Here is a 14083-nt window from a genome sequence, read left to right as displayed (position 1 = left end):
TGGGAATTAAATCATGCCCGTCGTCCTTCGGACCATCGCCGGTTGCTGCGTTCTTTTGATCGCGACGTCGGCGTTTTCGGATAACGTCACTGCGCAGGATTCCTCGCATACTGAACTTGTGTTACGTCTGCCGCCGAAACCAGGCAATCCTCGCAACAGCGAAGGCGATTTCGTAGGACTGCAGGATGACAAAATTTTGTTTGTGTATTCGCGTTTTCGTGGCGGAAGTGACCACGATGCTGCGGATTTGGTCAGCCGTTTATCAAGCGATGGTGGTGCCACTTGGTCCACGACAGACGAATTGGTTGTCCCAAATGATGGTGGCATGAACGTGATGTCCGTTTCACTTCTGCGACTGCATGACGGCCGCATCGCTCTTTTTTACTTGCTGAAAAATTCGCTAACCGACTGCCGGCCCGTTGTCCGTTTTTCGACCGACGAAGCGAAAACTTGGAGCGAGCCGCGACTGATCCCGGACAAAGACGACGTTGGTTATTTCGTCGTCAACAACGACCGCGTGGTCCAATTGCAATCGGGACGTTTGATCGTTCCCGCTGCGTTGCATCATCGACCAGCGTGGGAGAAACCGGACTGGCGCGGCGAAATCTCTTGTTACATTTCCGACGATTCCGGCATGACTTGGCGACTGGGTAGTCCCTGGCAAAAAGGCCTGAACGAGAAGGGCGAGCGGATCATGGCACAAGAACCAGGAGTCGTGGAGTTGCCCGACGGGCGGTTGATGATGTTTATCCGAACCAACCAAGGAACGCAGTACCAGTCCTTCTCGTCGGACCAAGGCGATTCATGGACGCCGATGACCGCGTCCAACATTGCATCGCCACAATCGCCGGCATCCATCGAACGCATTCCTGGCGCGAACGACTTGCTGATGATCTGGAACGATCACCACGACCTGCCAATTGAGCAGCGAAAACTGCGAACCCCACTGACCCTGGCCCGATCATCCGACAAAGCAGGCACTTGGCAAAAACTAGCCGTGCTTCGCGACGACCCTGACGGCTGGTACTGCTACACCGCAATGCATTTCACCAAGGCACATGTGTTGGCCGGATACATCGCAGGCCAGCAAAAGAAAGACCTTTATCTGTCGGCGACGGAGATCAAGCGAATCCCATTGGCTGCGTTTTCAAAATCAACCACTGCAAATTCAGCCAAGTGACACGCTCGATTGCGCCAGCGACGGAGCTATGAAAACCAGCCTGAAAAAGTTTTCGGGCGATCAAAACCCCAGCTCGATGCCAACGCGTCGGCGGCTTCTTCGCGATCCGCAATTTCTTGCCATCCGCCATTACGAAGGTAAGCGTGCGCAAATTCGTGAGCGATCACGTACCAAGCAAACGCTTCATCACAATGAGCCAACTTGGGCTTCAAAACAACGCACCGGCTACCGCTGCCATCTGGTCCTGGCAGATCCATCACCAGAGTCCAGCCTTTGCCTATTTGATAGTTGTCGACTGTTACTTGGAATCTGGCATCGGTGACAAAGTCGTCCTTCACTTCGCTAGGCAGCAACTGCAGCACATGCATCATGCGGTCGCCCAACAAAGGGTGATCAACGAATGCGGCAAGATACTTGCTGAACGGCATAAAAATTCATCGTCGAAAACTAAAAAGGTTTGTCACCGCTTCGCATCAAGGATCGATCGCGGAAACGATTCATCAACTCGGCAAGATCTTCGGCATCGATTCCAAAGGTGTCGGACAGCGAACCCGAAGCCCCTGACAGGCCACGATTCATTCTTCCAAGCACGCTTTTGTCTTTCGCTACATCAAAACAGACGAGCGAATTGTACTGGTGCTTCCAAACAAAAAATTCCGACACTTCGTTCCACTGGTACCGAAACCGACGCCCCAACACCGATTGTTCAAAACGATCCGCATGCAGCGTCAAATGAGCCCGTCTGCTCAAAATCATAGCGAGTCCGACCGCAGCGACGAGCCCGAAAAACGCGAGAACCAGCCAGGACATGAGACCAGGCTGCTGGATTACCAAAAGCACACCGCCACAGCAAAACAAAATGCCGACGCCGAACACAAACGCCCATTTCTTAGGCGACGGATGCAACGTCATCTCTTCTGGCAGTGGCATTTTTTTTTGCAGGGGCACAGCTGATATCTGAACGAGTAACCGTTACCGCTGGACTTACGCTTCGGCCACGTTAACAAATACTTTCAGCGCATTCTTGTCTTCGACCAACAACCGCATCATCTCGGCGTAGTTGTCCAACCCATCGACGCCGTGTGTCAGGATTTTTTGCAGCACGCCGGGGTACATCACATCACCCAACGCCAGGTCGCGGATCCCCATCTCAAAGTGACCGCGGTTCGCGTTGACGCTGCCGAGCAGAAGTTTATTTCCGAGCACCCAGTTCAGATTGATATTGTCCGATGGCACTTCGGTTTTTTTGTCACCACCGGTGATCCCAGTCCAGACGACCACTCCGTTGTGGCCAATGTGTTCCATCGCCTCGAACGCCAACTTGCTGCTGCCGGTTGCATCGACGATCAAATCGGGTTTGCCGGTTTCTTTGACCAAAGCCGCCAAAGACTTATCCTTGGTGCTGACGTAGGTGGCTTCCATTCCATCGACGATTTCAGCTTTCAAGTTCGGTGCTTCGCCGCGAGCGAGCGTGTAAACCTCCAAGCCTTTTAATTTCAAAACCAACGTCGTCAGCAAACCGATCTGTCCGGCGCCCAACACATAAGCGACTTTGGGACTCCAGACCTTTAATCGGCGCTGCGCCTCGTAGGCTTGGTAAACCGCTTTGGCCGCACAGCTCATCGGCTCTTGCAAAACGTGCAAGTGCTTTAGGCCTTCGGGAACACGGACGATGTACTCTTCTTCATCGACGAAGTACTCCGTCAAAAATCCGTGCCGCAGATTGATCCCGCGCTCGTAGTACGTCTCTTCGCTGGTCATGTCATTGGTACCGATCAAATCGTAGATCGAATTTCCAGGACGTCGGACCGTGGCAGTGACGTAGTCGCCCGGTTTGATTCGCTTGACGTTTTCACCGACCGCTTCGACGATGCCAAACGACTCATGACCGATGACCAGATGTTTATCGCCCTCGGGTGCGTTGCCATATTGCGCTTCGTTGATCTCGCGATCTGTCGCGTCCACTCCGACTTTGAGCACCTTGACCAGAACTCCTAGTCCATCGGCAATTTGATCCAACGACGGTGCTGGAATGTCTTCTAGGTGGACGCTGTTGGGAGTGCCAGGAGTAACTGCAACGGCTTTCATTTTGGACTCGTCGGAAGCTTTTTAGGTGGTTTTGGTCATTTCGCGCCGGGCAGACGACTTTTCTCAAAGGGAAATGTATCAGCCCAAAACGCTCTGCGTGAGGGGCCGAAATTCGCCGCGAGCCGAGTTTTATTGCCACCTAAACCAAAACACAGCCGGATGTTACGCCATTAGCCCCGTTTTTTGACAACACCCGTTGTCAAAAAGGGGTTCATCCCTACTATTACGTTAATGACCAACCCGCCGACCACTTGCAATAAACCCAACGAGATCCGGTCCATTGACCGCGATTTGCTGGTCGCGATGCGTCAATTGACTGTTGGTCAAACTGATTCAGTCGGTGTGGGTGAGTTGACTGAGTTGCTGGGCGTGACGGCTACGGCGATTCGGCAGCGAATCGAGCGACTGCTGGCGATGGGATTGATCGATCGCGAAAAAGTCTCGGCCGGTCGTGGCCGTCCGACTTTTCGATACCGATTGACCGTCGCGGGCCACCGCAGTGTCGGGGCCAATGCCACGGCGTTGGCGGATGCAATGTGGCGAGAGATATTGGAACTGGATGACCCAGTCGCTCGCGATCATCTGTTAGCAGGAATCGCGACTCGTCTTGGCAAGCAATACGCCGCTGATGTTCGTGCTGCCGCTGCCGAATCCGATGGCGAATCATTCAACACACGTATGCAGCGATTGTCCGATCTGTTGACCAATCGGCAGATGATCACGCACATTACCCAAACGGGCGAGTTGCCAGTGCTTGATATTGGTGCATGCCCCTATCCGACGCTTACCGATGTTTCTGATGACCGTTCGATGTGTCGGCTGGAAGAACAAATGTTCTCCGAAGCACTGGGACAGAAAGTCGAACTTAGCAGTTGTCGTCTGGATGGCGATTCCTGCTGTCAGTTTTCGCCCGTCGAGCAGGCAACCCAGCCGGCGGTCGAGACGACCAAGTAATCCAATTTTCCTAATTAGACAAATCCGTTTTAACTTTTGAATCTGCGATCCATGACACACGTTCTTAAAATCGAAGGGCTTCACGTTTCAGTTGGCGACAAGCCGATTCTTCGTGGCGTCGACTTGACGATCAACCACGGTGAAACCCACGCCCTGATGGGACCAAACGGCAGCGGCAAGAGCACGCTGGGTTTGGCGATCATGGGGCACCCTGGCTATACAGTCACCGGCGGAAGCATTTCGCTTGACGGTGAAGACGTCTTGGCGATGGCCCCGGACGAACGGGCCCGTGCAGGCATTTTCATGGCGTTTCAACGCCCGATGGCGATCCCTGGCGTCAAGATGGCTGACTTCCTGCGCCACGCGACGACCAACGTTCGTCGTCCCGATCGCAAGGAAGGCGAAGAGCTGATTCCGATGCGTGAATTCCGCAAAGAGCTGAAAGAGAAGATGGCTCACTTGCGAATGGATACCGAATTTGCACGTCGTTACGTCAACGACGGTTTCTCGGGTGGCGAAATGAAACGTGCAGAAATTTTGCAATTGGCAATGCTGCAACCCAAGTTTGCTGTCTTGGACGAAACCGACAGTGGACTGGACGCGGACGCCGTGCGATTGGCCAGCGAATCGATCGCCGATATCGGTCGCGAAAAAATGGGCCTTCTGATTATCACGCACCACGACAAACTGCTGGTCCACAATCCGCCAGAATTCACGCACGTGATGTTGGGCGGCCGACTGGTCGAAACTGGCGGCAAAGAATTGGCCGCAGAGTTGCACGAAAGTGGTTACGACCGCATTCGTTCGGCTTACCCCGATGCCGAAGCCGTCAACCAAGAAATGCTGGCCGAAGAAGCCAGCGTGTAGTCTGCGACCCTCCCTTTGACTTTACTCTCCCGGCCTCGGGAGGGTCGGACGCAGTAGCGACCGGGGAGACAGCAACGACTTAGAATTCATTAAAGAATCATCTCATCTGACTGAGAAACTTATATGTCCACCGACGTGACAGAATCAGCCGAAATCGGCGAAATCAACAAGTACAACTTCCGCACCGAAACCACCGGCGTCTTTAAAGCACGCAAAGGCATCGATGCGGAAATCGTCAACCAGATCTCCGACATCAAAAGCGAACCGGACTGGATGCGGAAGTTCCGCTTGGACGCGTTGGAAATTTTCGAGTCAAAGCCAATGCCGAAATGGGGCGGCGCGATCGACTTGGATTTTCAGGACATTTTCTATTATCTGAAACCAACCAGTCAGCAGGAAAAGTCCTGGGACGATGTTCCTGACGAGATCAAGGAAACGTTCGAGAAACTTGGCATCCCCGAAGCGGAACGAAAGTTTCTCTCCGGCGTGAAAGCACAGTTCGAGAGCGAAGTGGTGTATGGATCGCTCGAAGAAGACCTTGCAAAATTGGGCGTGATTTTCACGGACACAGATACCGCTGTCCGCGAGCATCCCGATTTGCTGCGTGAGTACTTCGGAAAGATCATTCCGTCGGAAGACAACAAATTTGCGGCCCTGAACAGTGCTGTTTGGTCGGGTGGATCGTTTATCTACATCCCTAAGGGAGTCACGATCCCTTTCCCACTGCAAGCGTATTTCCGCATCAATGCAGAGAACATGGGACAGTTCGAACGCACACTGATCATCGTCGACGAAGGTGCCAACGTGCACTACGTCGAAGGCTGCACCGCTCCGATGTACAGCAGCGAAAGCTTGCACAGCGCGGTCGTCGAAGTGGTCGTCAAACGTAACGCACGTTGTCGCTACACCACGATCCAAAACTGGGCCAACAACATCTACAACCTCGTCACCAAGCGTGCTTACGCATACGGCGACGCGACGATGGAGTGGGTCGACGGAAACTTGGGTAGCAAACTGACGATGAAGTACCCTGCGGTTCACATGATGGAACCGGGTGCTCGCGGCGAGATTTTGTCGATCGCGTTTTCCAGTGCCGGCCAGCATCAAGACGCGGGTGCCAAATTGGTTCACGCGGCTCCTAATACGACCGGCCAAATCATCAGCAAGAGTATCAGCAAGAATGGTGGTCGCGGTAGCTATCGTGGACTCGTTCGCGTCGAACCGGGTGCTCACGGCAGCAAGAACAACGTCGTTTGCGACGCATTGATCTTGGATCCCGAAAGCCGCAGCGACACGTACCCGTACATCGAAGTGCTAGAACAGGATTGCCAGATCGGTCACGAAGCAAGTGTTTCGCGAATCGGTGAAGAGCAAATGTTTTACTTGCTCAGCCGCGGCCTGACCGAGCAAGAAGCCAGCACGATGATCGTCAACGGTTTCATCGAACCTTTGGTCAAAGAACTGCCAATGGAATATGCGGTCGAAATGAACCGTTTGATCCAACTGCAAATGGAAGGCAGTGTGGGCTAAACACCAGCTCACTTACGCCGCAGCCTCGCGACGCCGTTCGCGACGCCAAATTGGCGGCAACCAATTTGCCACTCCTAACAAAGACGCCCAATGGGCGTCACGCCCTGCGAATCGCGTCGCAGGTCTACCTATTCGCCGAACTGCACATCACAGACTCTCATGCCGCAAACAATCACCCATCAATTTGACGCCGCTGGTTTCGATGCATTTGTTGAATCCCGCAACGAGCCTTCTTGGCTGACCGATCTTCGTCGCGAAGCGTGGGATCATGCCGACGCGATGGCTTGGCCGGACCGACGTCACGAAGAATGGATTCGCACGGACAATCGTATTTTTCAGTTAAAAAAGTACGGTTTGCCGGCAGTGACTTCTCCCGACGTCGCGCCCAAGCCTCAGATGAAAGAAGGCGTCGAACTGGGCGGCAGTATCGAAACCGCAGACAGCTTTACGGTCAGTGAGTCGCTTGATCCGGAATTGGCAGCCAAAGGGGTAATCTTCGGCGACCTTTCGCGATTGAGCGAAGAGCACGAAATACTGATTCGCGAGCATTTGTTCACAGCATTTGATCCCGACTACGACAAGTTCGCCGCACTGCACGCAGCGTTCTTTTCCGGCGGACAATTTTTGTATGTCCCGCGCGGTGTCGTGATCGAAAGGCCTTTGCACATCGGATCGATGTTGTCCGATGGCGGGACCGACACAACCCACACGCTGATCGTCTTGGACGAAGGCGCCCAAGCGACGGTGCTTCACGAATCCAATGGTGTCACTGCCGATGCCGGCGGCTTGCACATCGGAGCGGTCGAACTGATCCAAAAAGCCGGATCAAACCTGCGCTACGTGAACCTGCAAGAGTGGGGCCACAAGACGTACCACTTCGCACACCAAAAAGCGATCATCGGTCGCGATGCGAATCTGCAGTGGACGATCGCCGCGATGGGTTCAGGGCTTTCCAAAGTCAATCAATCGGTCGACATGGTGGGTCCGGGAGCAGACAGCCAAGTCAACGGCGTGATGTTCACCGAAGGCCGACAGCACTTGGCTTATCACACTCAGCAGTATCACCGCGCCCCCAGCTGTCACAGTGACTTTCTGTACAAAGCAGCACAGCAAGACAAAAGCCGCACCGTTTGGCGTGGCATGATCAAAGTTGACAAAGACGCTCAGAAGACCGACGGCTACCAGCGAAACGACAACCTCGTTTTGTCGCAAACATCGCGTGCCGATTCGATTCCCGGCCTGGAGATCGAAGCTGACGATGTGCGTTGCACGCACGGGAGCACGACGTCCAAGGTCGATGAAGAACAGATTTTCTACGCTCAGTGCCGAGGCTTTACTCGCAAAGAAGCGACACGAATGATCGTCATCGGATTCTTTCAACAGATTTTCGATCGAATCACAATCGATAGTGTTCGCGACGCCCTCAGTGACGCTATCGCGAGACAAGTTCGCGAGTACGAATAGGACAGTTGCATCGTCAGCCGCTGGCAAAAGCCAAGGGCCCGTCATCGGTGGCTCAACGATGCCCCTTAAATTACGGGCTGAAAGCCTGCCTCAGCTGCTAACAAAACCAACAACCAACGCAAACGATTTTACCGAAGGAAACCACCATGGCGCTTGCCGAAGACACCGTGCGTGAAGCACTCAAGCAGGTCATCGACCCCGAACTCTACGTAAACATTGTCGATCTCGGCCTCATTTATGTCGTTGCCGTCGGCGACGAAAAAGAAGATGGCCGCCACGATGTGAACATCGAAATGACCATGACCAGCCCGATGTGCCCCGCTGGCCCACAATTAGTCGCCGGAACCAAAGGTGCCGCCGAAGGCTTGGACGAAGTAGACACTTGCGAAGTCAAAGTCGTCATGGAACCAGCTTGGTCACCCGACTTGATGACCGACGAAGCACGTGATCATTTAGGCATCTTTTAAAAAACCGACGCATCGGTAACGATTAGTAGACCAATGGTTTGGCGTCTCATCTCAGGGTGAAACCCGCGCCTAAGTTGACTCAGTTCGGTTTGGCGGCCTCCGCCACGGTGAGTTAAGTTAATGGAATCGCTTGGTTGGCTGACCAGCGGTATTCTCGTTTATGTCACTGCACCCGGGGTTGAATCGATGCGAGTTTTTGTCGGTGAATACGTCTGCGGTGGAGGACTGCTACAGAACGCGCCATTGGCGATTCCGACCAGCCTGCGAACCGAGGGCGAAGCGATGCTGCAAGCAATCGTGAGCGACATCTCGTTTTTCGCTGACGCGGTGATCCCCATCGACCCAAGACTAGGTCTGGACATCGCAGCCCAAACGGTCGAAATCGAACCCGCTACTGCGCCATGGGCCCAGTGGGCAGCCGCAGCGAAACAATGTGACAGCGCCCTGATCGTGGCTCCCGAGAGTGACGGTACTTTGGCCAAAGGAGTCGCAATGCTGCGTGCCGCAGGCGTCGACGTGATCGCCAGCAGCGGTGATTTCCTCAGGGTCGCCAGCGACAAACTGCAAACCGCTAAAGCTTTGCACGATGCATCGGTCGCTCACCCACTGTTTATGTCGCTTTCGGATCGTCGATTCGAATCGGACCTCCAAGGCTGCGATTCTTTTGTAGTCAAACCACGCGATGGATGCGGCACCCAAGAAATCAGGACGTTTGATTCGTTCGCCGAAGCCCGCGATGAATTGCGAGAAGAACTGATTTTGCAGCAATGGCGACCAGGCCGGGCCGTTTCGGTATCGCTGATCGCATCGGGCAATCATCACACGTATTTGCCTGCGGTTGCTCAAATTTTGCGTCAATCAACCTGCCAGTACGATGGCGGCTGTGGACCGCTACCCGATGATGACCAACGACGTGCCACATCACTTGCGTCGCGGGCGATCGCTGCAATGCCTCCGACCCCACGCGGTTTTGTCGGCTTGGACCTGCTGTTGGCTGATCGCCCAAGCGAAGACTGCGTGATCGAGATCAATCCCCGTTTGACGACCAGTTATGTTGGTCTGCGGCGGATGATCAAAGGCAATTTGGCGGCTCGACTGTTTGAAATCGAAACAGGACCAGTGCACTGCGCCACCGCGGTGGATGGCGTCCGCTGGACTCCGGATGGCCAAGTCTGGGTCAACGACGTTGTGGCAGATGGTGTGTGAACAAGATCGCCCCCGCAAACGATGAACGCAGCTTCAAACGCACTGTCGGAGTTGATATCGGTGGTGCGAATCTGAAATACGTCTCCTACGAAGACACCGAAGCACTGGCATCGAATTTTCCGATGTGGCGTCAAGCTGATCAGCTATCCGACGCCATGGTGAAGGACGTTCAGCAGTTCGGCCATGTCGATTCGCTAGCCGTCACGATGACGGGAGAGCTGGCGGATTGTTTTGTCGATCGCCAGCAAGGTGTGGAGCACATTGTCGACCACGTTCTTGCCATGGCGCAAAGACTGTCCATCTCCCACGTCTGCTTTTATGGTGTCGATGGTAAATTTCACGATGCCGCGTGGGCGGTCGCAAACGCCGACGTCATTGCGGCGGCCAACTGGCACGCGTTGGCCAACTACATTGGGCAAACCATTCGATCAGACGCCTTGCTGATTGACATCGGGTCAACGACGACAGACCTGATTCCAATTAGCGCTGGCCAAGTTGCAACGGAAGCCCAAACCGACCACGACCGATTAGTCGAAGGATCACTCGTCTATGTCGGGCGGCGCCGCACCCCGGTTTGTGGCCTTGTCGACCACCTAGCATTTCGTGGAACCGAAGCAACGGTGATGAACGAATTTTTCGCCACCATCGATGACGCCTTGATCGTGCTCGGTCGAACCGAGCCACTGGAAAACGATTGCGATTCGGCTGATGGGAAGCCGAGAACGATCGCGTTTGCGGCCAATCGCTTAGCAAGAATGATCGGACTTGACCGGCGAACGGTTTCCGAACAAGACGCCCAAGATTTGGCGACCCAAGTAGTCGATGCCGCCAACAAACGCATCGTCGACGGCATTACTCGGCTTGGCTTGGATATTGGCACAATGGATATTGTGTTGAGTGGGCATGGACCGAACTTACTGAACAAGAATGCATTCGACTTGCCAGGCAAACCGAGTCGAACAATGATGGAGGACATCATTGGCGAAGCCGTTTGTCGGGCAGCTCCAGCGTTTGCGGTAGCGGCCCTTTTGGCTGCCCAGACGCAGCAGAACTCTACTTAAAGCAAAGACGATCTCTCAGTGCGTCGCGTAATCAAAATTGGTGGCAGCCTGCTTTTGCGAGGGGACTTTCCGCAAGCGATGCATCAATGGCTTGCCCGACAGACACCAGCAGAGAATGTTGTGATCGTCGGCGGCGGCGAACTGATCGAAGCGGTCCGTCGACGGGACTCGGTTCGCCCCGGTGATGCTGCCGATGTTCACTGGCGATGCATCGATCTCCTGACAACGACCTTCCAGACAGCCGGCGACTGGTTCCCCAAATGGCAGCAGATTGATTCCTCGGAAGGCTTTCAACGCTGCGTCGACTTTGGATTTTCCAGCAGCTATCCGACGCTCGTCAAAGTCGCGTCGTTCTATCGTCGTTCACACGCCCAAGAACTGCCACTTGATTGGCGCACTACGACCGACGCAATCGCAGTACTGCTGGGCAACCGAAGCCGTGCCGACGAAGTCGTTTTATTGAAATCCTGCGACGTTGATCCGGCCTGGAGCATCGATCAATTGACCGCCCAAGGCATCATCGACGAAGCGGTCCCCATGATCAAACAGCACTTCAAGACGTTTCGCGTTGAGAAATTGGACGCTTAATTCGCTTCGTCTTTCTCTGCCTTAGATAGCAGCCGAGCTCGAATCCGGTTGCCGTGTTCTTGCGGAGCCCCTGACGTTTTGTAGAGCTCGATCGCTTTTTCCGAATCGCCCATCAGCTCGTTGGCTCGCGCCAAGTTGTATCGCGCAGCGGGCTCCCAGTGCGATTGCTGACTGGCCACCAAGACACGCTTGCGAAGCCAGTTCGCTGCCGTCTCGATACGCCCATCGTCAAACTGAACCAGGCTTAACCAATAACTTGCAGTACGTTTGCCCAACCGCATCATCACCTGGATGGTCGACAGTTGCTGCTGATACTGTTCACGCGTCAGTCCCAGTTCGCGGCGAAAGTACTTTTTCTGGAGTTCCGGATCGATCGCCATGTCTTGAATCTCAAACTCAGGGGCTCGCAACTGCATGTAAAGAGTTCGAGCACCATCCGTATTCTCTTCTTTGTCGTCCGAAAACTGACCGTGCAAGTGACGCCAACGACCGAGCGACAATTGGCGAGACGATTCGTCGCCTCCATCCAAGATCGACCAACGCGACAGATACCAAAACGCAAACATTGGATCCAGTTCCACCTGCCTAGCCATCGCCAGTGCATAGATCTCTGCCTTCAGCGGCATGTCCCAAATGCGAACTCCGCTGATCCCGGTCGCGGCATCCCAAAGTTCCGCTTCGGCATCGGCGTTAGCAAAGACTTGCATGCGTCGATCGCCGGTCAGGCCGTTTTGCAGCAACTTCATCCGCGGGCTGATTGTTTCGGGCAACAGATTCAGCAGCGCCGTACATTGCTGCACGTCTTCTTTGGAAAAGGGATACTGAAACTCGTCGAACCCCGCAACGCTCAATCGCCGCGTGATCAAAGCGTCTTTGCGAGCCTGTTTCAGAGTCGCGATTCCAATCTGATCGGGCCCCGGAATGTAGGTTCCCAATTCTGGTTCGAATAGATAGACCTCACCATCGATCAGCACACCGACGCACCATGGCGTCAACTCGGCGGCAGCCGTCGACTGCGTTGCCAAGATCGCGGCAGGAATCGAATTTTGCCGGCAAAGCTGCGCAAAGACTCCCGCACGTTGCAACGAATCTCCGGTTCCACGCCAAACCGATTGATAGTCTGTCTGACGATAGCCCGCGCCGTCGACTTCCATCCCATACGGCATCGGCGGGCTCGGCGGACGAGTACCAGGAGGATTGCCGGTCTCGAAAGCAACATTGCGAACCGTCCAATCGAACAGCCGACAGGCCGAACGCAGTTGATCGAACTGCTTGCCCGATAGCTGAGATTCTTTTTCCTTGAGCCAATCAGCCAACAAAGGATCATCGTTTCGCGGCGAATCAATCCACCGATTGATGGCGCGAAACAAATAGCAATCTCGTAGGTGATTGACATCCTCGGCTACGAACTGATTTTTCATCACGCGAGCCGTCACGGCGTCATCTGGCAGCACATTGCGGATGTTTTTCAGCAGCGTGGTTGGCTGCCCAAGATCAGCATTGCCTTTTCGCGATTGCCGCCACTGATTCAAGTGATAGATGATCTGCCGATCGGCCCGCTCGCGATTGAGTTCAACGAGCTGGCTCAACAGCAAAAACAGTTCTTGCAAGTGATCCTGCTGAGATTCAGCTTGCAGACGCTCTTGGCGACGGGCTTGGATTTCGCGGATCGCCGCGCTATCGTCGCTGCAACCGCCTACCAGCATCAAAATCAAAAGGAGGGCAACAACAGGTTTGGAAAATAATTGCATCGGGTAGGGCAGGGCGAGCCGAATGGATGGAGAAACCGAATCAAGTGCCAATTTCATTCACGGCACATCTCAGACGCAGTAGGCGGTCCATCATGGACTCGAAATCGGCCAGATGAATCATATTCGCACCATCGCTTGGTGAAGTCATCGGGTCAGGATGAGTCTCGAAAAACAATGCGTCGGTACCGATTGCTACGGCTGCGCGAGCCAATGGTTCGACCATTTCTCGGTTTCCCCCGGTCGCGCCGCCCAACCCGCCGGGACGCTGGACGCTGTGAGTCGCGTCAAACACGACAGGTACTCCCAATGACCGCATGATTGGCAACGACTGCATGTCATTTACTAGCCGGCCGTACCCAAAGAACGTGCCGCGTTCGCAAAGCAAGACGCCGCCATCACCGCTCCCACGGACTTTCTGGATGACATATTGCATGTCTTCGGGCGACATAAATTGGCCTTTTTTGACATTCACGGCCTTTCCCGTCGCGGCCGCAGCCACCAACAGATCCGTCTGCCGGGCCAAGAAAGCAGGGATCTGCAGCAGATCGCAAACTTCCCCCACTGCTGCGGCTTGCTCTGGCAAATGCAAATCGGTCGTAACGGGCAACCCCGTTTGCTTGGCCACGTCGCTTAGCATCTGCAGCCCCTGTTCCAAGCCCGGCCCACGTTCGGCCGCCAAGCTAGTGCGATTGGCTTTATCGAACGACGCTTTGAAAACGACGTTCACGTCGGCCGATTCATTCACACGCAGCAATGTTTCGGCGATTTGCTCGGTGATCGGACCGGATTGTAGAACGCACGGCCCCGCGATCAACAGCAGCGGCTGGCCAGGGCCACAGAGATAGGGACCAATTTTGACGGGTGCTATTTCAGCGTTTTTTGAAGTTGTCATGCCGCAATCTTGGTGGATTGCAGCCGACAGGGCAA

14 protein-coding genes are annotated in these 14083 nt (G+C 54.5%); 9 read left to right on the top strand and 5 right to left on the bottom strand.

Annotated features, from left to right (window positions below; genetic code table 11):
• The first annotated feature begins 13 nt into the window (after positions 1-13).
• Complete coding sequence (locus tag K239x_RS06660) at positions 14-1180, top strand: sialidase family protein (protein ID WP_145417001.1); 1167 nt, start codon at positions 14-16, stop codon at positions 1178-1180.
• A gap of 26 nt (positions 1181-1206) precedes the next feature.
• On the opposite strand, the gene K239x_RS06655 is transcribed toward K239x_RS06660, so the two are convergent.
• The 3 genes from K239x_RS06655 to K239x_RS06645 are packed head-to-tail and all read right to left on the bottom strand — an operon-like array spanning position 1207 to position 3268.
• Positions 1207-1608, bottom strand: a complete 402-nt coding sequence (locus tag K239x_RS06655) for a hypothetical protein (RefSeq protein ID WP_145417000.1) — start codon at positions 1606-1608, stop codon at positions 1207-1209.
• 19 nt (positions 1609-1627) lie between these two features.
• Positions 1628-2110 (bottom strand): DUF2244 domain-containing protein, encoded by a 483-nt coding sequence (locus K239x_RS06650; protein WP_145416999.1) that lies wholly within the window; start codon positions 2108-2110, stop codon positions 1628-1630.
• 54 nt (positions 2111-2164) lie between these two features.
• Positions 2165-3268 carry a glucose 1-dehydrogenase gene (locus K239x_RS06645; protein WP_145416998.1) on the bottom strand — a complete coding sequence of 368 codons (1104 nt, stop codon included), beginning with the start codon at positions 3266-3268 and terminating at the stop codon, positions 2165-2167.
• Between the two features lie 231 nt (positions 3269-3499).
• Here K239x_RS06645 and K239x_RS06640 point away from each other — a divergent pair, with 231 nt between their 5' ends.
• The 8 genes from K239x_RS06640 to K239x_RS06605 all read left to right on the top strand — a co-directional run bounded on the left by K239x_RS06640 (position 3500) and on the right by K239x_RS06605 (position 11405).
• Positions 3500-4222 (top strand): helix-turn-helix transcriptional regulator, encoded by a 723-nt coding sequence (locus K239x_RS06640; RefSeq protein ID WP_145416997.1) that lies wholly within the window; start codon positions 3500-3502, stop codon positions 4220-4222.
• A gap of 51 nt (positions 4223-4273) precedes the next feature.
• Positions 4274-5089 carry a Fe-S cluster assembly ATPase SufC gene (sufC, locus tag K239x_RS06635; protein WP_145416996.1) on the top strand — a complete coding sequence of 272 codons (816 nt, stop codon included), beginning with the start codon at positions 4274-4276 and terminating at the stop codon, positions 5087-5089.
• Between the two features lie 123 nt (positions 5090-5212).
• Entirely contained in the window at positions 5213-6619 is a 1407-nt protein-coding gene (gene sufB / locus K239x_RS06630) for a Fe-S cluster assembly protein SufB (protein ID WP_145416995.1), read from the top strand.
• A 159-nt stretch (positions 6620-6778) separates the two neighbouring features.
• Positions 6779-8083, top strand: coding sequence for a Fe-S cluster assembly protein SufD (gene sufD / locus K239x_RS06625; RefSeq protein WP_419189753.1), 1305 nt, complete (start codon positions 6779-6781; stop codon positions 8081-8083).
• 146 nt (positions 8084-8229) lie between these two features.
• The gene (locus K239x_RS06620; protein ID WP_145416993.1) at positions 8230-8550 is read left to right on the top strand and encodes a metal-sulfur cluster assembly factor; all 321 of its coding nucleotides are present in this window, start codon (positions 8230-8232) and stop codon (positions 8548-8550) included.
• Positions 8551-8670: 120 nt separating this feature from the next.
• Positions 8671-9756 (top strand): ATP-grasp domain-containing protein, encoded by a 1086-nt coding sequence (locus K239x_RS06615; RefSeq protein ID WP_145416992.1) that lies wholly within the window; start codon positions 8671-8673, stop codon positions 9754-9756.
• On the top strand, positions 9753-10817 hold the full coding sequence (locus K239x_RS06610) for a hydantoinase/oxoprolinase family protein (RefSeq protein ID WP_419189752.1): 1065 nt from the start codon (positions 9753-9755) through the stop codon (positions 10815-10817). Before K239x_RS06615 ends, K239x_RS06610 begins: the two co-directional genes overlap by 4 nt.
• An 18-nt stretch (positions 10818-10835) precedes the next feature.
• Entirely contained in the window at positions 10836-11405 is a 570-nt protein-coding gene (locus K239x_RS06605; protein WP_145416990.1) for an amino acid kinase family protein, read from the top strand.
• Here the strand turns inward: K239x_RS06605 and K239x_RS06600 are convergent.
• Together K239x_RS06600 and kdsA are read right to left on the bottom strand one after the other, a co-directional pair.
• Positions 11402-13156, bottom strand: a complete 1755-nt coding sequence (locus K239x_RS06600) for a tetratricopeptide repeat protein (RefSeq protein WP_145416989.1) — start codon at positions 13154-13156, stop codon at positions 11402-11404. The two genes, K239x_RS06605 and K239x_RS06600, sit on opposite strands and share 4 nt — an antisense overlap.
• Positions 13157-13196: 40 nt before the next feature.
• The gene (kdsA, locus tag K239x_RS06595; protein ID WP_145416988.1) at positions 13197-14048 is read right to left on the bottom strand and encodes a 3-deoxy-8-phosphooctulonate synthase; all 852 of its coding nucleotides are present in this window, start codon (positions 14046-14048) and stop codon (positions 13197-13199) included.
• Between the last annotated feature and the right edge of the window lie 35 nt (positions 14049-14083).

The sequence above is a fragment of the Stieleria marina genome (genome assembly GCA_007741555.1).
Taxonomy (GTDB): Bacteria; Planctomycetota; Planctomycetia; order Pirellulales; family Pirellulaceae; genus K23-9.
This window is presented reverse-complemented; position numbering and strand designations above follow the sequence as displayed.